The following is a 19,237-nucleotide window of genomic DNA, read 5'->3' as shown; positions in this document are numbered from 1 at the left end:
AGATTTTCGAAGAGTATAACCATTCAGGAAATTTCGATAACCCTCTACAATTTCCAGTCAAATAAATTGCATTCGTTTTCTCAAGCAGGTATACTAGTATGGATAAATAAAAAATTTAGAAAATTTAAGAATAGAAAAGAGAACAAATCTTATGGCAAAAGATATTCGTGTCTTACTTTACTACCTTTATACTTCAATTGAAAATGCAGAGCAATTTGCTGCAGATCACTTGGCTTTCTGTAAATCAATCGGCCTTAAAGGCCGTATCCTAGTCGCTGACGAGGGAATTAACGGAACAGTTTCAGGTGACTATGAAACAACTCAAAAATACATGGACTACGTTCACAGTCTCCCAGGCATGGAAGACCTTTGGTTCAAGATTGACGAAGAAAATGAACAAGCCTTCAAGAAGATGTTTGTTCGCTACAAGAAAGAAATTGTCCACCTTGGTTTGGAAGACAACGACTTTGACAATGACATCAACCCACTTGAAACAACAGGTGCTTACTTGTCTCCAAAAGAGTTCAAAGAAGCGCTTCTTGATAAAGATACCGTTGTCCTTGACACACGTAACGATTATGAGTACGACCTAGGACATTTCCGTGGGGCTATCCGCCCAGACATCCGCAACTTCCGTGAGTTGCCACAATGGGTTCGTGATAACAAGGAAAAATTCATGGACAAGCGTGTCGTGGTTTACTGTACAGGTGGCGTTCGCTGTGAGAAATTCTCAGGCTGGATGGTCCGTGAAGGCTACAAAGATGTTGGTCAATTGCACGGAGGAATCGCAACTTACGGTAAAGACCCAGAAGTCCAAGGTGAGCTTTGGGATGGGAAAATGTACGTCTTTGACGAGCGTATTGCCGTAGATGTTAACCATGTCAACCCAACCATCGTAGGGAAAGACTGGTTTGATGGAACACCATGTGAACGTTATGTCAACTGTGGAAATCCATTCTGTAACCGTCGTATCTTGACATCAGAAGAAAATGAAGACAAGTACCTTCGTGGATGTTCACACGAGTGTCGTGTTCACCCACGTAACCGCTATGTTTCAGAAAATGAATTGACACAAGCTGAAGTAATCGAGCGCCTAGCCGCTATCGGTGAAAGCTTGGATCAAGCAGCTACTGTATAAGATCAAACAGTCCTCAGGGGCTGTTTTTCTATGCTTTTTACTCAAAAATCTAATACTCAATGAAAANNACATATATCTACGGCAAGGCGAAGCTGACGCGGTTTGAAGAGATTTTCGAAGAGTATAAAGTTTGTTTTTGTATCTTTCAGAAAAATAAGGTATACTGTATGTAAACGATTTCAAAGGAGTCCAGTTATGACGAAAACATTTTTTATTCCAAATAAACAGAGCATTTTAGGAGAACAAGAGATTTTGACTGCCAAGTCCATCTTGGCCTTGGTGGATGGTTTGGAGTCACATAGCTATGATGCGGTTTATCTCCGTCAGCCTCTTAACCGTCTTGAGTATATCGAGTGTGCGATAGTAGGGCAATCACAATTTCTCTTTAAGGTCAGTTATGCTGATGGTCGAAAGGCTTACCGTGTCGATCTTCCTGAGCTACTAACGAAGATAGACTGGGAGATCATCAAGTCATTTTTAGATGCTTTGCTTGCTTACACAGGAACTGAGATTGAAGGACTAGATGGTTTTGATTTTGAAGCTTATTTCCAAGCAAGTATTCAAGCCCATCTTGCAGACACTGCAGCCCGTTTTACGATTTGCCAAGGAATTTTTAATCCTGTTTTCTTTAGTCATGAGGATTTGAAAAGGTTTTTAGAGGAGGATGGTTTGGCACAGTTTGAAGCGCGTGTGCGTGCGGTTCAAGAGACAGATGCCTACTTTGCAAGAGTTTCCTTCTATCAGGATGGAGAGGGACAAGTGCATGGCGTTTACCATCTAGCTCAAGGAGTCAAGACAGTTTTACCGAGAGAACCATTTGTTCCTGCAGCCTATATGGAGCAATTGGTGGATAAGGAAGTCCAGTGGGAGATTGACTTGGTTCAAATTACAGGAGACGGCTCTAAACCAGAAGACTATGAAGCCATTGTCCGCTTGGACTATGCACAATTCCTAGAGTCACTACCATCAGCATCTTACCACCAACTAGATGCCAATCAAATAGAAGTGCAACCCATTCTAGGACAAGATTTTAAAACATTAGCACAAGAAGAGTAAAGCAGAAGCAGGTCAAGTGACTTGCTTTTTGATATATAAAAAATCCTGCCATGGATGACAGGATTGAAGTTTAAAGAAAGGCCAAGATACGAAGATAATCCCCAATCAGTGCCACCTCAGCTACAAAGAAGAGGAGGATGATCACTCCGTTCACAAGGACAGACAAGAATAACTGATAGAAGGAGTCGGCTTCACTTGCTTGACTTGGTCTGGTAATGATATGGAGACTAGCAAGCAGAATGATTCCAATGCTAATCACACATAAAAGGGCTGAAAATCGTAGGCTATCAAAGAAGGCAAAGAAACTAGCAATAGCAGTGAGGAAGATTGGAATTGCCAAGAGTTGACTATATTGTTGGAGAACCTTGTCTAGCGTCCAGTCCTTTTCTTGGTAGATAAATCGTCTCACGACGAAACTACCCAAGAGGAATGAAAAGAAGAAGAGTGTTGTCGCTACTAGGATAGAGATGATAGAAAAGAGAGTTAAAGGTGCTAGTTGCTCAGGGAAGTGGCTGTTTATAGTTGCTATATGTCCATAGTAAGCATGTTTGATGTGGTAGATACTAAAGAAAAAGGAAGATGCAGAAAACAGAATGAGCAAGAGAAAGGCTGTATAGCTGTGTGTGCTACTTGTTTCAAGATTGTTCGTAGGAGATTTGATTGCTTCCACTAGCCAAGACCAAAAATCAAGCGCTTGCTCTTTCCATTTATCCCTAGATTTTGGAACTTGGTCGGGGATATAGGGACTTTCTAAAGATTTACTGATAAGAAGGGGCTCTTTTGTGGTTGCTTTTTGCTGAGGACGAGCTTCTTGGCTTTCTTCAGCTATAGTGACTTTTTCTGTTTCTCCAGAAAGATCTGGCTCTTCTTCACTAGAATTAGATGCCTTCTTTTCTTCTATTTCTGTTCTCGCTTCACCGTCTTCAGGAGTTTCAATTTTCTCTTCTTGCTGGCTTTCCAGTTCGACTGCAGCTTGAGAGACTTCCTCCTCTACTTGAGTATTTTTTTCAATTGGTGTATCGAGATCGGCTATCGTTTCTTCAGCCTTGTCTGCAACCTCTTGAGCTTGCTTTTCAGGCTTGTTCTTGCTTGTTGTTTTTACAAAATCATTACTTTCAAACCATTCTTGTTTCATGGTAGAACCTCCTTTTAGTTAGATAAATATGCTTCTATAGTAGCAAATGTAAGCGTTTTTGTCAACGTCTGCTTGGGGTGGATATTAGCTCAATATCATCATCAGATCTCGCAATGAGTTGATCCTTGACATCGGTTTTTTCAGTTTTGTAAGGGTTGCTTAATTCCGTACCTCTTGATTCAGGCTTTTCTCTTGTGAATTGGAAGATAGAACCGTAGTTACTTGAGATGTCCCAGTTAATTCGTTGGCTTTCTTTCTGGTCTAGGATAATTCTGAGATAATCTTTGGCAGTCAGTTCAACCTTACCATGGACTTGGATATTTTCAGCGTGGAAGTGATGTTCTGTTGATTCTAGCTGACTATCTGTCAGATCTGTATCAAAGATGTTGACGATATTGGGCGTTGTGAGTTTACTGTTTTTGATACGACTTCCTTCAATTCGGAGGATATAGCCGTTTGTATTGAGGGTCGCATTTTCAAGGCTAGCATTTATGATGGTGGTTTGTCCGCGATTGGCTGAGATGTTGATCCCTTTTAGAGTTCTCCCTTTCGGTAGTCCGATGATGACATCATTAAAACGATTAGATGAACTACTTACAATATGGAGAATCCCATCAATTCCAGAAGAGATAAATGAACTTTCAGACAGTTTCTTATCAGTGAGACTCAGAGTTCTATCGTTCTGATTGGTGATAAGATCATGGTGAGCAGAAAGAGATGGATGGTAAGAAATGTGGATTTGATCATCGAAAGAGTCTGTGATGGTCAGCGCGTGTTGGTGGAGAGTGATTTCTAGGTTTTCGACTTCCTTGCCAAAGGTTAGTTCTTCCGTACGGCTATCATAGACAGGTTCTTTGGACATGGAAAGTAGGCTCTTAATCCCGTCAGATTGGATACCTACAAAAAGCAGGATAAAGCCGATAACGGTAGTCACTACACCAAAAATGAGAAATCCTTTTGTCAATTTACGCATGCTGGTCACCTCTCTTTCCTTTTTTAAGAACAAATTGCACCAGGCGAACAATGAGTAGACCGAAGAAGCGGGCTACATAGGAAATACCTAGTAAGACTAGTGAAGAAGCACCGATAGCCAGTAAACCAGAACCGAAAATCAAGATAAAGGCTGATTTGGCTTGGGCTAAGACAGTGAAACTTTCAACTAAAAATAGGAATCCGCCGATGATACCCAGTATGGAAACTGCAAAGAAAGCCAGAATAACAGTCAAAGCGGCTACAAGGATTGCGAACAGGGTCACGAGGATGGCGATTCCCAGAGGAATACCGATGGGTGCTGCAAGGAGGGCTAACAAGGCGATATGCAAAATTTGTCGGTTATTTTTTTGAGCGGGTGCCTCATTGATTTTTTTATCGAGAAGATTGGAGAGGACTTCGTGAGCTGCTTCCTTAGGAGTTCCTAAGCTAGCGATGAGTTCTTCCTCTCCTTCGACTCCAGCATCGTCAAAGAGCTCTCTGAAATAGTCCATGGCTTCAATTTGGTCAGCTTCAGGTAGTTTCTTGAGATAGAGTTCTAGCTGAGTCAGGTATTCAGTTCTTGTCATGGCGGATACTCCCTTCTATGATGCCATTGATGGTGTCTGTATAGAGTGCCCATTCATCTTTTAGGGTCAAGAGCTGTTCTATACCACCATTTGTCAAGGAGTAGTATTTGCGCATGCGACCTTGGAACTCTCTAGAATAGGTTGTCAGAAAGCTATTGCCTTCCAATTTTTTGAGAATGGGATAGAGTGTGGATTCTTTGATATTAGCGATGAGCTTAATGGTTTGGCTAATCTCATAACCATAAGAATCACCCTGCTCCAGTACAGCCAAGATGAGAAATTCAATCAAGGCAGAGGATGTTGGAAAGTACATGGGAAACCTCCTTTTCTAATGTGTAAGATTTTTATATATAATTTTTCTACACATACATTGTACATCTAAAAGAAAGCCCTGTCAAGAGAAATGTGTAAAATTTTTATATATAAAAATGATAGAAGCTAGTTTTGTGAATCCAAAAAATCTTCCTACAAACGCAAGAAGATTTTTTTATTTCTTAGTCTATTTAGTAAATCGGTCTATTCTACCCACTCACCATTGTAATTGACACGGTAACCATCAGGGGTCGTTGTATTGATTGCGAGTGCACCAGAGCTATAAGCATAGTACCATTTACCAGATACTTTCATCCAGCCTGTTTTCATAGCGCCTGAGTCTTGAAGATAGTACCAGCTACCATTATCTTTGAGCCAACCAGTCTTCATAGCCCCTGAACCATCGAGATAGTACCAATTACCGTCTTTTACCCATCCAGTTTGCATCCAACCAGAGTTATCAAAACGATACCAAACACCATTGATTTTTTCCCAGCCATTAGATGTGTAAGAACCATCAGAGTGCTTGAACCACCAGCGAGAACCAGCTTGAACCCAACGGTCTGTTTTTGTTGGTGTTGGAGTTGTAGGGGAAGATGCTGGAGTAGTTGTGTTCCCCGAAGTTTGATTAGTTGATAAAACTTCTAGTTTAGTTAGGTAAATGTAGAAAGCAAGACCTTTACCGACATTTTCTCTCACATCTACTGCCGCTTTGTATCGAACCCCTTTTGACTCAAAGTTCATACTATAGATTCCAAAATTTGTTGCCTTAAATGTAACTTGTTTTCCATCAACGTACACTTGTCCTTCTGGACGTTTTTCAAAAAAGTTTGGGAATTGATTTTTAAAATTGCTACTATAATTTTCATCAACCAATTCTATACTAATAGCTTGTTTAGATAAATCATCAACTGCTCTTTGAATTTTTGCTTCTCTTTTCTCTACAAGAGTCACATCTGTCGCAATAATACTATCTGACTGACTGTTTGTTTGAGGTGCTGGAGCACTTGAGGCATTGACACTTGAAATTGTAGCTCCTGTTGCTAGGAGTGATAAAACTGCTGTAGTCGTTAAAACGATTTTTTTCATAATGATTATTTTCCTTTTTTATTTATTTTTTAATAATTTTATTCTATACCCACTCACCGTTGGCATTGACACGGTAGCCGTCAGGGGTCGTTGTATTGATTGCTAGGGCACCAGAGCTATAGGCGTAGTACCATTTACCAGAAACTGTAAACCAGCCTGTTTTCATAGCACCTGACTGGTCAAGATAATACCATGAGCCATTTTCTTTAACCCAGCCTGTAGCCAGTGAACCTGACTTGTTCAAATAGTACCATGTACCGTTGTCTTTTACCCAACCTGTAGCCATTGAGCCTGACTTGTTCAAGTAATACCATGTGCCACCAGTCTTGACCCAGCCAGTTCGCATCCAACCTGCGTGGTCAAAGTAATACCAAGTACCCTTGATTTGTTCCCAACCGTTGGTTGTATATGAACCGTCAGCATGTTTGTACCACCAGCGACCAGCTGACTGAATCCAGTTACCAGCTTGTGAAGGTTTTTCATCTTCTACTTTCTTGAGTTCTGTATCTGTTTTCTTATCCGCTTGTTTCCCTGCAAGATATTCCAGATACCAACCTGATAAATTGTAGTAGTCCTTTCTTTCAGCCTTGACCAACTTATCAAACTCTTCTTGGATTTCAGCTAATTTAGCTTGTTCAGCTTGCAATTTAGCTGTAACTGCGTCTAATTTATCTTGTGCCAATTTTGCAGTAGATTTTGCTTGAGTTAGTTTTGTTTTCAAGTCAGCTACTTTTGTTTGCACATCTGCAAGATTTTTATCTGCGTTTAGATAAGCACTCAATTCTGTTGCAATTGCTTTAGCATCTGACACCAATTTGTCTTTTTCTGCATGGAGCTTCGCTTGTTCATCTTGAAGTGCAGTCAACTTGTTTTCTTCTGCTTGCAATTTTGCTTGTGCGTTTGTAAGAGCAGTTTCAGCATCTTTTTGAGCAGTTTTAGCTGTAGCTAGTTCATCTTTAGCTGTTTCAAGAGCAGTTTGTTTTTCAGCTTGGCTTCTTGAGAAGTTTTCAACAGCTTTTTTAGCAGTTGCTTTACGTTCTTGTGCATTTTTCAAAGCAAGGTTTGCTAATTGCAAGTTCTTTTCAGCGACTTCTGTTTGAAGTGGACTAGCTGTTTTGCTTGCCAATTCTTTCTCAGCTTCTGTTTTCGCGTCAAGTGCAGAAGCATATTTGCGTGAAGCTTCTGCCAATTCTGCTTTAGCATTTGTAAGCGCAGTTTGAGCTTGGCTGTTTTGTTTTTGTGCTTCAGCTAGTTTTACTTCAAGTTGGGCAAGGTCTTGGTTGAGGTTGATTTTGTGTTTACCATCGCTACCAAATGAGTTGACAAACCAACGTCTACCGTTAATGTTAGCAACAGTCATTGCGACACCACCACCGTTTAGGTTGTTAGCGGCGTGTCCCCAATGTGATTGATCATCAAGAAATGAATAGCTCTTGAAAGCACGTAATGCTGCATTTTTCAAATCTTGCATTGTGGAAATATCATCACTAGCATAGATGAATGCCATATTTTCACTACCAACATTATCTTTAATGTGACCAGCTACAGCAGGGTCAGTTCCACGAGCTTCATATGCTTTAGCTTTTTGTTTACTATGCTCAAGAGTATCTTGTGCAGCATAAGCTCTATATGTTGTTGGATAGTTCAGGTTTTCTTGTAAAGCATTTACTAATTTTGCGTAAAAATCACTAACTTCAGCAATTTCGGCATCTGTTAAATGGTCAATATCTACTTTACGATTGGCATCGTTTTTATTGAAGTCAACTGTGAGAGCGTTGTACATTTTTGCTCCCATTGTCAACATAAGTTCGTCTGCTTTACCATCTCTCTTATAACGATTACGTACATAATAGCTTTTAGCATCTGAGAATGTGATATCGTTTTTATCAAGACCATAATAAGCTTTTTCTTCATCTGTCAAATGATGAACTGGATTTCCCATTTTGATGACTGCTTCACCAGAGCGAGCTTTCTGTGCATCCAACGCAGTTTGAGCTTCTTTTTCTTTAGACGCTGTAGTATCCGCTTTTTCTTGGATAGATTCAACTTTGTTTTGGTCGGCGTCCATCATTTCTTTAGCTAATTTCAATGCATCATTTTTGACATTCACATTGTTCTCAGCTTGTTTGATGGCATCTGCGCGGTTGCTATCTGCTTTCTTAGCAGTTTCGACAGCTTTTGTTGCGCTTGAGATATTCGCATTGGCTTGTTCAATATCTTTTTCAGCTTGGGCAAGTGAGGCTTTAGCTTCGCCAAGTCCTGAACCATTTAGCGCGTCTTCAGCTGATTTTACATTAGCTTCTTTAGCTGTTACTGTTTTATCCGCTTCAGCTTTCTTACTTGTTGCGCTTGCAACGTTAGCTGTTTCACTTGCTACAGTTTCAGTTTGAGCTTTAATGGCTTCAGTAGACGCTTCAGTTGCTTTTTGATTGGCTTCTTGAGCTTTTACATTGGCGTCCTGTTTAGCTTTTGTAGCTGTGATATTTTCTTCTGTAGCATTGGCTTTAACAGCTTCAGCAGACTTTAAGTCCTCTTTAGCGCTTGTCAAAGCAGTTTCAGTAGTTGTGACATCTTGGTTAGCAGAAGTAGCTTCAGCTTTTGCTGTTTCACTCTCAGCTTCAACTTGCTTAACAGTAGACGCTTGAGCATCAAGAGCAGGCTTGACATCAGAAGATTTCTTCACTTCTGGTTTTACATCAGCTACAGGTTTAGAAACAAGAGCAGGTTCGTTCACAGCAGTTACAGTATTTGCATCAACTGGCGCTGAAACAGTTGCTTCCTGAGCAAATGCAGTTCCACCAACAGACGCAAGCGCAATAGCTGTTGAAGTTGTGAGTTTTTTCAGTTTCTTCATCATTTTCTCCTTTGATGGTTGATAGAAAATATAATTGATTATGAGCTAATCATTTTCTTATACACTTCTATTTTATCATTTTTACATTATACAGGCAACATATTTGCGTTTTTTAGTCTATAAACGGGTTATTTTATAGTTAGCTTCCTTGTATTATGGTATTGAAACGAGGTAAGTTATGACATCCATTCATTTACAAAAGTATATAGGTCAACGAATACGACTCATACGAAAAGAAAGAAAATTAAGCCAACAAAATCTCAGCGAAAAAGCTGGTGTCGGTATTGATTATATTTCTAATCTTGAAACCAAGGGGTCAAATATTAAAATTGATACTTTGGAAAAAATCATTACAGCTCTTGATATCCCGCCATCTGAACTATTTGAGAGCCGTATTACTTCTCAAAATCCGCAACTAGAATTATTAGCGGATCAATTAGTCCAACTTCCACAAACAACACAGGAACAACTTTTAGAAGCTTTTCAAATACTTATAAAAACAGTAAAAAACAACCGCTAAGTTTTCTTAGCGGTTTATTAGACTTCCTATGAAACAATCCATAGAACACGCAACACAAGTTTTCCAGAGGGTCTCTTCTTACTGGTTAACTTGCACTTGAAATGTGGCGTTTAAAGGATCTTATCCGCTCTGTCCACTGTAAAGAGGGCCGCAGTCATCAGGAGATCGACGAGTAAGAGGGCAGCTACAGCTGGCACCCAAGAGTGAAAAAGGTCAAAACTGTAACCAAAGAGAGTCGGCCCAAAGGCTGCTAGGATATAGCCTCCTGTTTGAGATAGGCCGGACAATTGGGCTGTCTTTTCAGGGGCGCTTGTCTTGAGTGAAAAGTTGACCATGAGATAAGGGAAGAGGGCACTGGTTGCGGTTCCGATGAGGAGATGGATGGCAAGCCAGTAAATGAAATTATTGATTGGGAAAAAGAGCATGGAAATGCCGACCACACCAGCTAGTGAAACCAGAGTGAGCATGAGCTGACGGTTGCGAGTAGATAAACTGGTTGTCAGGCTTGGGATGGTCATTGAAAAAGGAATGCTAATCAGAGATAAGATAGAAGTCAGCAAGCCAGCTTCGTGACTGGATAGACCTGCGTGGATAGCCATGGTAGGTAACCAGGTCATGACGGTGTAAAAGATCAAGGATTGAAAACCTGAAAAGATAATAATTGCCCAAACCTGTTTATTACGCATGACCTTTATTTGACTTTTTTGTTTGGTTTGTGGAGCTAGTCTATGATTATAGCGGTGATTTGGGAGCCAGACCAAAAAAGTTGCTAGACAGAGTAACGTGAGGAGGAGGATAAGTCCTTTCCAAGAACTGGCTTGTGTAATGGGCACAGCTAGATAGGAAGCCAGAGCCGTTGCAATCCCCATAGACGTTACATATAAGGTGGTCAGAAAACCAATTTTCTTTGGTTGATTGGCTTGGATAAGACTAGGAAGCAGGACATTGATGACTGCGACACTTGCCCCAACCATCAAGGTTCCTAGATAGAGCAGGGGCAGATTGATTAGTCGAATAAGTGAGCCGATGGTTAAGAAGAAGAGGCTGTAGGTGAAGAGATGCTCCAAGCCGATTTTCTGAGCCAGTCGGGTAGAAAATGGTGAAAAGAGGGTAAACATAAGGAGAGGCAGGCTGGTCAAGACACCAAGCGAACTAACTTCTACCTCTAGACCTTGCGAAATATTTCCCAAAATAATGGGTAAAACAGTAAAAGGAGTTCGCAAGGAAACACCAATCAGGATAATACCTGGAACAAAAAAGAGTGATTGCTTTTTCATATAATACCTCTTATAGCTGATTTTAATAACAGCTTATTTTAAGGCTTTTTCACTATAATGTCAAGTAAGGTTTCTGGCTTTCAAGATAAAAATGGGAAAGTCTTGAAAATTATGATAGAATGGTGGAAGGAAAAATTCAGGAGAGTAGTAGTGACTCAAAATGTTAAAAGTCTTCTCGTATCCATTGTAATCAGTGCATACAATGAAGAAAAATATCTGCCTGGTCTAATTGAAGACTTAAAAAATCAAACCTATCCTAAAGAGAATATTGAAATTCTATTTATAAATGCTATGTCCACAGATGGGACCACAGCTATCATTCAGCAATTGATAAAGGAAGATACAGAGTTTAACTCAATTAGATTGTATAACAATCCTAAGAAAAATCAAGCTAGTGGTTTTAACCTGGGAGTTAAACATTCTGTAGGGGACCTTATTTTAAAAATTGATGCTCATTCAAAAGTTACTGAGACTTTTGTAATGAACAATGTGGCTATTATTCAACAAGGTGAATTTGTCTGTGGGGGGCCTAGACCGACGATTGTCGAAGGAAAAGGAAAATGGGGAGAGACCTTGCATCTTGTTGAGGAAAATATGTTTGGCAGTAGCATTGCCAATTATCGAAATAGTTCTGAGGATAGATATGTTTCTTCTATTTTTCATGGAATGTATAAACGAGAGGTTTTCCAGAAGGTTGGTTTAGTAAATGAGCAACTTGGCCGAACTGAAGATAATGATATTCATTATAGAATTCGAGAACATGGTTATAAAATCCGCTATAGCCCAAGTATTCTATCTTATCAGTATATTCGACCAACATTCAAGAAAATGCTGCATCAAAAGTATTCAAATGGTTTGTGGATTGGCTTGACAAGTCATGTTCAGTTTAAGTGTTTATCATTATTTCACTATGTTCCTTGTTTATTTGTTTTGAGTCTTGTGTTTAGTCTAGCATTGTTACCGATCACATTCGTATTCATAACTTTACTATTAGGCGCCTATTTTTTACTTTTATCACTACTCACTTTGCTGACTTTATTAAAACATAAAAATGGATTTCTAATTGTGATGCCCTTTCTTTTATTTTCCATTCACTTTGCTTATGGCCTTGGAACGATTGTAGGTTTAATTAGAGGATTTAAATGGAAGAAAGAGTACAAGGGAACAGTAATTTATTTGGAAAAATAAGCCAAATAAATCAAAATATGCTACAATAACAATATAGTAAAACTCTTTTAAGGAGGAGTAAATTTCTATGAATAAAAAACTCACAGATTATGTGATTGATCTGGTGGAAATTTTAAATAAACAACAAAAACAGGTTTTCTGGGGAATATTTGATATTTTGAGTATGGTGGTTTCCATCATTGTATCTTATATCTTATTCTACGGCTTGATTAATCCAGCACCTGTTGACTACATTATCTATACGAGTTTGGCCTTCCTGTTTTATCAATTGATGATTGCATTTTGGGGCTTGAATGCTAGTATTAGTCGTTACAGCAAGATTACGGATTTCATGAAAATCTTTTTTGGTGTGACTGCCAGCAGTGTCTTGTCATATAGTATCTGCTATGCCTTCTTGCCACTCTTCTCCATCCGTTTCATCATTCTCTTTATCTTGTTGAGTACCTTCCTGATTTTATTGCCACGGATTACTTGGCAGTTAATCTACTCCAGACGTAAAAAAGGCAGTGGTGATGGAGAACACCGTCGGACCTTCTTGATTGGAGCTGGTGATGGTGGGGCCCTCTTTATGGATAGCTACCAACATCCAACCAGTGATTTGGAACTTGTTGGTATTTTGGACAAGGATTCTAAGAAAAAGGGCCAAAAACTTGGTGGAATTCCTGTTTTGGGTTCATATGATGATCTGCCTGAATTAGCCAAACGCCACCAAATCGAACGTGTTATTGTTGCGATTCCGTCGCTTGATCCGTCAGAATATGAGCGTATCTTGCAGATGTGTAATAAGCTGGGTGTCAAATGTTACAAGATGCCTAAGGTTGAAACTGTTGTTCAAGGACTTCACCAAGCAGGTGGAGGCTTCCAGAAGATTGATATCACAGACCTTTTGGGTCGTCAGGAAATTCGTCTTGACGAATCGCGTCTGGGCGCAGAACTTACAGGTAAGACGATCTTGGTTACAGGTGCTGGTGGTTCAATCGGTTCTGAAATTTGTCGCCAAGTTAGTCGCTTTAATCCTGAACGCATCGTCTTGCTCGGTCATGGGGAAAACTCAATCTACCTTGTTTATCATGAATTGATTCGCAAGTTCCAAGGGATTGATTATGTACCAGTGATTGCCGATATTCAAGACTATGACCGTCTCTTGCAAGTCTTTGAACAGTACAAGCCAGCTATTGTTTATCATGCGGCAGCCCACAAGCATGTTCCTATGATGGAGCGCAATCCAAAAGAAGCTTTCAAAAACAATATCCGTGGAACCTACAATGTTGCTAAGGCTGTTGATGAAGCCAAAGTACCTAAGATGGTTATGATTTCGACAGATAAGGCGGTTAATCCACCAAATGTTATGGGAGCAACCAAGCGCGTGGCGGAGTTGATTGTCACTGGCTTTAACCAACGTAGCCAATCAACCTACTGTGCAGTTCGTTTTGGGAATGTTCTTGGTAGCCGTGGTAGTGTCATTCCAGTCTTTGAACGTCAGATTGCTGAAGGTGGGCCTGTAACGGTCACAGACTTCCGCATGACCCGTTACTTTATGACTATTCCAGAAGCTAGCCGTCTGGTTATCCATGCTGGTGCTTACGCCAAAGATGGGGAAGTCTTTATCCTTGATATGGGCAAACCAGTCAAGATTTATGACTTGGCCAAGAAGATGGTGCTTCTAAGTGGGCACACTGAAAGTGAAATTCCAATCGTTGAAGTTGGAATCCGCCCAGGTGAAAAACTCTACGAAGAACTCTTGGTATCAACCGAACTTGTTGATAATCAAGTTATGGATAAGATTTTCGTTGGTAAGGTTAATGTCATGCCTTTAGAATCCATCAATCAAAAGATTGGAGAGTTCCGCACTCTCAGTGGAGATGAGTTGAAGCAAGCTATTATCGCCTTTGCTAATCAAACAACCCACATTGAATAAAAAAGAAAAACGCATATTATCAAGTTAACAACCTTGGTAATATGCGTTTTATTATGTAGAGACTTATACTCTTCGAAAATNNAGCTGACTTCGTCAGTTCCATCTACAACCTTAAAACAGTGTTTTGAGCAGCCCGCAGCTAGTTTCCTAGTTTGCTCTTTGATTTTCATTGAGTATTACTTCATTTTCTTCTGAAATAGAGTTGTCGCCCAGTCTATGCTATTGAAAATACGCCAAAACTTCTAAGGGTTTGTGAGCGATATAATCAGGTTGATAGTTTAGTAGATTTGCTTGCTCTCCAAATCCCCAAGTGACGGCCAATTTCTGAATACCTGTTTCTCGAGCTCCCAGCATATCAAACTTGGTATCTCCGATGATGATGGCTTGTTCTGGTGCTAGTTGATGTGTCTGTAAGGCTTGGTGAATGACATCTGCCTTATGGGGTGCTTCAGGGCTAGAACCATAAATACCATCAAAGAAATGATGGATTTCCAAGTTTTTGGCCATGTCTTGAGCAGTAGATGTATTCTTTGTCGTGGTGATGTAGAGTGGATAACTGCTCGATAACTCCTCAAGCAAGTCTATAATCTGAGGAAAGAGTTGAGCTTCATAGATGCCTTTTGCCTTATAGTAAGAACGATATATCTGCATGGCTTCAGAAATTTGGTCTTTGGACAGGCAGGTCGCAAAACTACTTTCGAGAGGTGGTCCCATAAAACCACGAATAGTTTTGGCATCAGGGCTAGGCACCCCCAGCTCTTTAAAGGTATAGGTAAAGGCATTGTGAATCCCGATAGAACTATCAACGAGGGTTCCATCCAAATCGAAAAAAATCGCTGTGATAGAGGTCATGGTTTCTCCTATTTGATAAGCTTATTCTCCGAAAATCTCTTTTTGGAGGCGACGACCAGTAGGGGTGGTAGCGAGTCCACCTTCAGCTGTTTCACGAAAGGCAGTTGGCATGCTTGCTCCTACTTGGTACATGGCATCGATCACTTCATCCACAGGGATTTTAGATTCGATACCTGCCAAGGCCATGTCTGCTGCGATGAAAGCAAAGCTAGCTCCCATGGCATTACGTTTGACACAGGGAACTTCGACCAAACCTGCAACAGGGTCACAGATGAGGCCTAGCATATTTTTAATGACAAAGGCAATAGCTTGACTGGCCTGATAAGGTGTTCCACCTGCAGCCAGAGTCAAGGCGGCAGCACTCATAGCAGAGGCTGAACCAACTTCAGCTTGACACCCACCCTCAGCACCTGAGATGGAGGCATTGTTTGCGATGACTAGTCCAAAGGCACCAGCAGCAAAGAGGAAATCCAATTGTTGCTCGTGGCTGAGGTCTAATTTTTCAATAGCAGCAGTGAGAACGGAAGGGAGACAACCGGCACTTCCTGCGGTAGGAGTAGCGCAGACCAAGCCCATTTTAGCATTGTGTTCATTGACTGCGATAGCATTTCGGGCAGCAGAGAGAATCGTGTAATCTGATAAAGTTTTTTCGTTTTTGATGTAGTGATCCAATTTGGCAGCATCTCCACCTGTCAGGCCACTACGAGATTTATTTTCATTGAGGCCAAGTTGGACAGAGGCTTTCATAACTTCCAGATTGCGTTCCATGAGAAGGAAGACTTCTTCACGTTCGCGACCGGTCAATTCAAACTCTGTTGTAATCATGAGTTCTGCGACATTTCCTTGAAAGTCCAGATCTGCTTGCTCGACCAATTCTTTGATAGAATAAAACATGCTTCCTCCTATTTAAAGAAATTGACATTGTGGAGATGAGGGATTTTTCGAATTTCTTCGATAGCCTCATCACAGTTGCGACTGTCAACTTCGATAATCATAATGGCTTTTTCACCAGCTTTTTCACGAGTGACATTCATCTGGGCGATATTGATACCATAGCGGGAAAGCGCCTCTGTAACAAGGGCAATCATACCTGGAATATCTTGATGAACGATGATGATAGTCGGTGTATTCATATTGAGAGAGACGGCAAAACCATTGAGTTCGGTTACCTGAATATTTCCTCCACCGATAGAAATACCAGTCACGCTGATGGTCTTGTGGGCATTTTTAACAGTAATTTTAGTGGTGTTAGGGTGAGGGGCATTGCTGTCTTTCTGAATGGTCCAGACAATCTTGATACCACGCTTGTGGGCAATTTCCAGACTATTTGGAATTTCAGGATCATCTGTATCCATTCCTAAAATACCTGCAACAAGGGCTAGGTCTGTTCCGTGACCACGATAGGTCTTGGCAAATGAGTTAAAAAGTTGGAATTCAACTTCTGTCGGAGTATCATCAAAAATGGAAGAGACAATCTTCCCAATACGAACAGCACCAGCGGTATGGCTACTAGATGGGCCAATCATAACTGGTCCGATGATATCAAAGACAGATTGAAAACGAAGTGATTTCATCAGTTTCCCCTTATAAAAATTCTTATCTCTATTATATCAAAGAATGAGGGGCTTGGCTTTAATTGTGGATGAAAACCTTTCTAATACCTTAAATAGCATAAAAATAGTATCTTTTATGACAAAAAACACATTATTTAGGGAAATAAAAAATAATTTTGTAATATTTCTACATAAAAGTGTTAAGAAATAGTAATATTTAAAAGGTATGATAGAACTATAGAAAGAAGGAGAATTTTCAAATATGAAATCAACAACTAAAAAGATTAAAACAACTCTTGCAGGAGTAGCTGCCTTGTTTGCAGTATTTGCTCCATCATTTGTATCTGCTCAAGAATCATCAACTTACACTGTTAAAGAAGGTGATACACTTTCAGAAATCGCTGAAACTCACAACACAACTGTTGAGAAATTGGCAGAAAACAACCACATCGACAACATTCATTTGATTTATGTTGGTCAAGAGTTGGTTATCGATGGTCCTGTAGCGCCAGCAGTACCAGCTTCAACGACCTATGAAGCTCCAGCAGCCCAAGATGAGGCTGTTTCAGCTCCAGTGGCAGAAACTACAGAGGTAGAGGAAGAAACTCCAGTAGTAAGTGAAACAGTAGCAGAAGAAACAGTTGCTTCAACTGTAAGCGGATCTGAAGCAGAAGCCAAAGAATGGATTGCTCAAAAAGAATCAGGTGGTAGCTACACAGCTACAAACGGACGTTATATCGGACGTTACCAATTGACCGATTCATACTTGAACGGTGACTACTCAGCTGAAAACCAAGAACGTGTAGCAGATGCCTATGTAGCAGGACGTTACGGTTCATGGACTGCTGCTAAAAACTTCTGGCTTAACAACGGCTGGTATTAAGAAATAACGAACAGAATAATATGAAAAGGTCGAGGAAATCCCTCGACTTTTTATATTTCCTTCGGTTGAGAATAGATCTCTACTTCTTTTTTGAGATGAGACAGCATAGAAGTTTCCTCGGTCAGCTCTAGAAGTGAGAAACCTTTTTGGATAAGTCTAGCGTCATCCCTACAAATCCCGATACGGACATAGCAGATAGCAAGTCTATCGTAGTGCTTCTTTTTCTTGGCATCCTCTAGTAAAGTATAGCAGATTTGTTGACACATGTTTTTGTCTTGATGGTATAAGTAAATGGTGGACAGATTGAGTAGGATTGCCATTCGTAAGTCATATAAATGTTGGTAGTTTTTATAGACTTCCAAGCGTTGCAAGATTTTTCCAGTGATGAGATGGAGGTGTTCAATGGGAAAGCTGAAAAGAATGGTATTGAGGATTTTTAGGTCATTTTCATACCATGTATCTTGTTTTTCAATTTTTTCCCAAAGCTTTTTGATAGTCTGTTTTACTTGGTCTGACAGTTGCTCTGTACCATGTTGACGGATATGAATGACAACTTCCAGCATATCCCTGATCTCTTCTATAGGGAGGTCATGATGGGTCTTGAGATAGTTTTGGCATTTTTGAAATAGTTTTTCGAGTTCACTAGTCCCTAGGATTGAGCTCATATTGAGATAGGTTTGCATGATTTCTGTTCGTTGGCTTGGTTGATAGAGATGGCAGATATAGTCAAACTCTTCAAAACTCATATTGATTTGCTGGAGAAGAAACTCCATATTTTCATATTTGGGAGTTGCTTTACCGCCTTCAATCTTTGATAGTCTGGTTCTTGAGAGGACATTTCCACAGACCTCTTCTTGGGTCAAGCCTTTTGACTCGCGTATTTCTTTATAGACCTTTCCGAAATCATAACGCATAATTTTCTCCTTTTCGTGAAAAAAGTTAACAAATAATAAAATCTAGTTAAAAATATTGTATCATAGTAACAGGAATAGTAAAAAAGAAAACTAAAATAATGTGTGAAAAAAGTTAACTAATTTTAAAATAGAATAAAGAAGAGGTATACTATAGATACAAAATATGGATAGGAGGGAAAAAGTATGAATAAAAAAGTTTTTCGCTTTTTAGTTGTTCTTGCTTTCTTATTTAGCATTGCTACGGTTTTCCCATGGAAATGGCCGATATAATGCGCTAGTTGCAAAAATGAAAGGAAGATGAGTCCAATGGATTATTTAGTAATTACATAAGATTTTCTGTGAATGTTAATTTCGTTTTAAGGTAGTTATTCTATAAATTTGAATTCATTATAATTTTGATTTTTAGTTTATCATATTTGGTTTCACAGGAAGTATATCATATCCCAAATTAAAGAAAACAACACAATACAACATGTTTTTCATTTTGTATTGTGTCGTAAGTGGAGCGAAAGGATTGGATTGTAATAATGAAAAAACTAGATACTAAAACAAAGTTATTTGCAAGTATATGTGCTACGTTAATGATTGGTGCAATGGCTGTCTCTGCTAGAGAAATTTCGGACTACGATATGATTATGCCGAGATTCGGAGGTCGTACAGTGACTGACTCATTATATAAAACAAATCAATCAAGAGGAGTAAATAATAATACATCAATCGGTGGTGGTTATACAATGCACTGTGCTATTTTTAGAGGTGACGCTCAAATGACACGTACATATTCTTCAGGCAGTGGAGATAGGATTTATTTGAATTATAATAGTCCATCAGATGCAGAAGGATCTAATCTTAGATTGGGTGGATGGACAGGGTTCGCAACATATGTTAAAGTTCAAACCAGCGGTTCGTGGAGTCCTGATGAGTATTAAGAGCTAGAATATAGGTTTGTATATTTGGGGGTGAGCATGTTCGCTCATCCCATTTGTTTT

16 protein-coding genes and 3 pseudogenes are annotated in these 19,237 nt (G+C 39.8%); 7 read left to right on the top strand and 12 right to left on the bottom strand.

Annotated elements, in window-relative coordinates; genetic code table 11:
- Positions 1-151: 151 nt before the first annotated feature.
- Positions 152-1,138 (top strand): rhodanese-related sulfurtransferase, encoded by a 987-nt coding sequence (locus tag HT723_RS02510; RefSeq protein ID WP_172934559.1) that lies wholly within the window; start codon positions 152-154, stop codon positions 1,136-1,138.
- 195 nt (positions 1,139-1,333) lie between these two features.
- Positions 1,334-2,194 (top strand): DUF4299 family protein, encoded by an 861-nt coding sequence (locus HT723_RS02505; protein WP_172934558.1) that lies wholly within the window; start codon positions 1,334-1,336, stop codon positions 2,192-2,194.
- A gap of 70 nt (positions 2,195-2,264) precedes the next feature.
- On the opposite strand, the gene HT723_RS02500 is transcribed toward HT723_RS02505, so the two are convergent.
- From HT723_RS02500 to HT723_RS11460, 7 genes and pseudogenes are all read right to left on the bottom strand, one after another.
- The gene (locus tag HT723_RS02500; RefSeq protein WP_172934557.1) at positions 2,265-3,329 is read right to left on the bottom strand and encodes a DUF6574 domain-containing protein; all 1,065 of its coding nucleotides are present in this window, start codon (positions 3,327-3,329) and stop codon (positions 2,265-2,267) included.
- A 61-nt stretch (positions 3,330-3,390) separates the two neighbouring features.
- Positions 3,391-4,302, bottom strand: a complete 912-nt coding sequence (locus HT723_RS02495) for a DUF4097 domain-containing protein (RefSeq protein ID WP_172934556.1) — start codon at positions 4,300-4,302, stop codon at positions 3,391-3,393.
- On the bottom strand, positions 4,295-4,888 hold the full coding sequence (locus HT723_RS02490) for a DUF1700 domain-containing protein (protein ID WP_050281786.1): 594 nt from the start codon (positions 4,886-4,888) through the stop codon (positions 4,295-4,297). The genes HT723_RS02495 and HT723_RS02490 overlap by 8 nt, the downstream gene beginning before the upstream one ends.
- Positions 4,875-5,201, bottom strand: a complete 327-nt coding sequence (locus HT723_RS02485) for a PadR family transcriptional regulator (RefSeq protein ID WP_000273863.1) — start codon at positions 5,199-5,201, stop codon at positions 4,875-4,877. The genes HT723_RS02490 and HT723_RS02485 overlap by 14 nt, the downstream gene beginning before the upstream one ends.
- A gap of 203 nt (positions 5,202-5,404) precedes the next feature.
- The gene (locus HT723_RS02480; protein WP_172934555.1) at positions 5,405-6,289 is read right to left on the bottom strand and encodes an N-acetylmuramoyl-L-alanine amidase family protein; all 885 of its coding nucleotides are present in this window, start codon (positions 6,287-6,289) and stop codon (positions 5,405-5,407) included.
- Between the two features lie 43 nt (positions 6,290-6,332).
- Positions 6,333-6,731, bottom strand: a pseudogene (locus tag HT723_RS11465) (hypothetical protein); the annotation flags it as partial.
- Between the two features lie 534 nt (positions 6,732-7,265).
- Positions 7,266-8,231 (bottom strand): annotated as a pseudogene (locus tag HT723_RS11460) (SEC10/PgrA surface exclusion domain-containing protein); the annotation flags it as partial.
- 1,090 nt (positions 8,232-9,321) lie between these two features.
- Between HT723_RS11460 and HT723_RS02470 the strand changes: the two are divergent.
- Complete coding sequence (locus tag HT723_RS02470; RefSeq protein ID WP_050261213.1) at positions 9,322-9,663, top strand: helix-turn-helix transcriptional regulator; 342 nt, start codon at positions 9,322-9,324, stop codon at positions 9,661-9,663.
- 110 nt (positions 9,664-9,773) lie between these two features.
- Here HT723_RS02470 and HT723_RS02465 read toward each other — a convergent pair whose 3' ends face one another.
- Positions 9,774-10,940 carry a CynX/NimT family MFS transporter gene (locus tag HT723_RS02465; RefSeq protein WP_172934553.1) on the bottom strand — a complete coding sequence of 389 codons (1,167 nt, stop codon included), beginning with the start codon at positions 10,938-10,940 and terminating at the stop codon, positions 9,774-9,776.
- Positions 10,941-10,997: 57 nt separating this feature from the next.
- On the opposite strand from HT723_RS02465, the pseudogene HT723_RS02460 reads away from it, so the two are divergent.
- Positions 10,998-12,157, top strand: a pseudogene (locus HT723_RS02460) (glycosyltransferase family 2 protein).
- Positions 12,158-12,195: 38 nt separating this feature from the next.
- A complete protein-coding gene (locus HT723_RS02455; protein ID WP_172934552.1) occupies positions 12,196-14,046 on the top strand; it encodes a nucleoside-diphosphate sugar epimerase/dehydratase in 1,851 nt (616 codons plus the stop codon).
- Between the two features lie 219 nt (positions 14,047-14,265).
- Here the strand turns inward: HT723_RS02455 and HT723_RS02450 are convergent, their stop codons facing one another.
- Genes HT723_RS02450 through sdaAB form a run of 3 tightly spaced genes read right to left on the bottom strand, consistent with a single transcriptional unit; the run spans position 14,266 to position 16,472 of the window.
- The gene (locus tag HT723_RS02450) at positions 14,266-14,898 is read right to left on the bottom strand and encodes an HAD family hydrolase (protein WP_050261216.1); all 633 of its coding nucleotides are present in this window, start codon (positions 14,896-14,898) and stop codon (positions 14,266-14,268) included.
- A gap of 21 nt (positions 14,899-14,919) precedes the next feature.
- On the bottom strand, positions 14,920-15,792 hold the full coding sequence (sdaAA, locus tag HT723_RS02445; protein ID WP_000500040.1) for an L-serine ammonia-lyase, iron-sulfur-dependent, subunit alpha: 873 nt from the start codon (positions 15,790-15,792) through the stop codon (positions 14,920-14,922).
- A gap of 8 nt (positions 15,793-15,800) precedes the next feature.
- Positions 15,801-16,472 (bottom strand): L-serine ammonia-lyase, iron-sulfur-dependent subunit beta, encoded by a 672-nt coding sequence (gene sdaAB / locus HT723_RS02440; protein WP_000838912.1) that lies wholly within the window; start codon positions 16,470-16,472, stop codon positions 15,801-15,803.
- Positions 16,473-16,713: 241 nt separating this feature from the next.
- Here sdaAB and HT723_RS02435 point away from each other — a divergent pair, with 241 nt between their 5' ends.
- The gene (locus tag HT723_RS02435) at positions 16,714-17,334 is read left to right on the top strand and encodes a LysM domain-containing protein (RefSeq protein ID WP_023939095.1); all 621 of its coding nucleotides are present in this window, start codon (positions 16,714-16,716) and stop codon (positions 17,332-17,334) included.
- A 50-nt stretch (positions 17,335-17,384) separates the two neighbouring features.
- Here HT723_RS02435 and HT723_RS02430 read toward each other — a convergent pair whose 3' ends face one another.
- On the bottom strand, positions 17,385-18,248 hold the full coding sequence (locus tag HT723_RS02430; RefSeq protein ID WP_172934551.1) for a helix-turn-helix transcriptional regulator: 864 nt from the start codon (positions 18,246-18,248) through the stop codon (positions 17,385-17,387).
- A gap of 527 nt (positions 18,249-18,775) precedes the next feature.
- Here HT723_RS02430 and HT723_RS02425 point away from each other — a divergent pair.
- Entirely contained in the window at positions 18,776-19,177 is a 402-nt protein-coding gene (locus HT723_RS02425) for a hypothetical protein (RefSeq protein WP_000732159.1), read from the top strand.
- Positions 19,178-19,237: the final 60 nt, after the last annotated feature.

This window comes from Streptococcus sp. 2106, assembly GCF_013277315.1.
GTDB classification, from domain to species: domain Bacteria; phylum Bacillota; class Bacilli; order Lactobacillales; family Streptococcaceae; genus Streptococcus; species Streptococcus pseudopneumoniae.
Note: the sequence above shows the minus strand (reverse complement) of the source record. Positions and strands in the feature narration are given on the sequence as shown.

What these genes read in the sequence shown, in the direction of transcription:
- HT723_RS02465 (WP_172934553.1), bottom strand. Translation starts at nt 10,940, where the DNA reads ATGAAAAAGCAATCACTCTTTTTTGTTCCAGGTATTATCCTGATTGGT.
- HT723_RS02500 (WP_172934557.1), bottom strand. Translation starts at nt 3,329, where the DNA reads ATGAAACAAGAATGGTTTGAAAGTAATGATTTTGTAAAAACAACAAGC.
- HT723_RS02495 (WP_172934556.1), bottom strand. Translation starts at nt 4,302, where the DNA reads ATGCGTAAATTGACAAAAGGATTTCTCATTTTTGGTGTAGTGACTACC.
- sdaAA (WP_000500040.1), bottom strand. Translation starts at nt 15,792, where the DNA reads ATGTTTTATTCTATCAAAGAATTGGTCGAGCAAGCAGATCTGGACTTT.
- HT723_RS02510 (WP_172934559.1), top strand. Translation starts at nt 152, where the DNA reads ATGGCAAAAGATATTCGTGTCTTACTTTACTACCTTTATACTTCAATT.
- HT723_RS02470 (WP_050261213.1), top strand. Translation starts at nt 9,322, where the DNA reads ATGACATCCATTCATTTACAAAAGTATATAGGTCAACGAATACGACTC.
- HT723_RS02455 (WP_172934552.1), top strand. Translation starts at nt 12,196, where the DNA reads ATGAATAAAAAACTCACAGATTATGTGATTGATCTGGTGGAAATTTTA.
- HT723_RS02505 (WP_172934558.1), top strand. Translation starts at nt 1,334, where the DNA reads ATGACGAAAACATTTTTTATTCCAAATAAACAGAGCATTTTAGGAGAA.
- sdaAB (WP_000838912.1), bottom strand. Translation starts at nt 16,472, where the DNA reads ATGAAATCACTTCGTTTTCAATCTGTCTTTGATATCATCGGACCAGTT.
- HT723_RS02480 (WP_172934555.1), bottom strand. Translation starts at nt 6,289, where the DNA reads ATGAAAAAAATCGTTTTAACGACTACAGCAGTTTTATCACTCCTAGCA.
- HT723_RS02490 (WP_050281786.1), bottom strand. Translation starts at nt 4,888, where the DNA reads ATGACAAGAACTGAATACCTGACTCAGCTAGAACTCTATCTCAAGAAA.
- HT723_RS02485 (WP_000273863.1), bottom strand. Translation starts at nt 5,201, where the DNA reads ATGTACTTTCCAACATCCTCTGCCTTGATTGAATTTCTCATCTTGGCT.
- HT723_RS02435 (WP_023939095.1), top strand. Translation starts at nt 16,714, where the DNA reads ATGAAATCAACAACTAAAAAGATTAAAACAACTCTTGCAGGAGTAGCT.
- HT723_RS02425 (WP_000732159.1), top strand. Translation starts at nt 18,776, where the DNA reads ATGAAAAAACTAGATACTAAAACAAAGTTATTTGCAAGTATATGTGCT.
- HT723_RS02430 (WP_172934551.1), bottom strand. Translation starts at nt 18,248, where the DNA reads ATGCGTTATGATTTCGGAAAGGTCTATAAAGAAATACGCGAGTCAAAA.
- HT723_RS02450 (WP_050261216.1), bottom strand. Translation starts at nt 14,898, where the DNA reads ATGACCTCTATCACAGCGATTTTTTTCGATTTGGATGGAACCCTCGTT.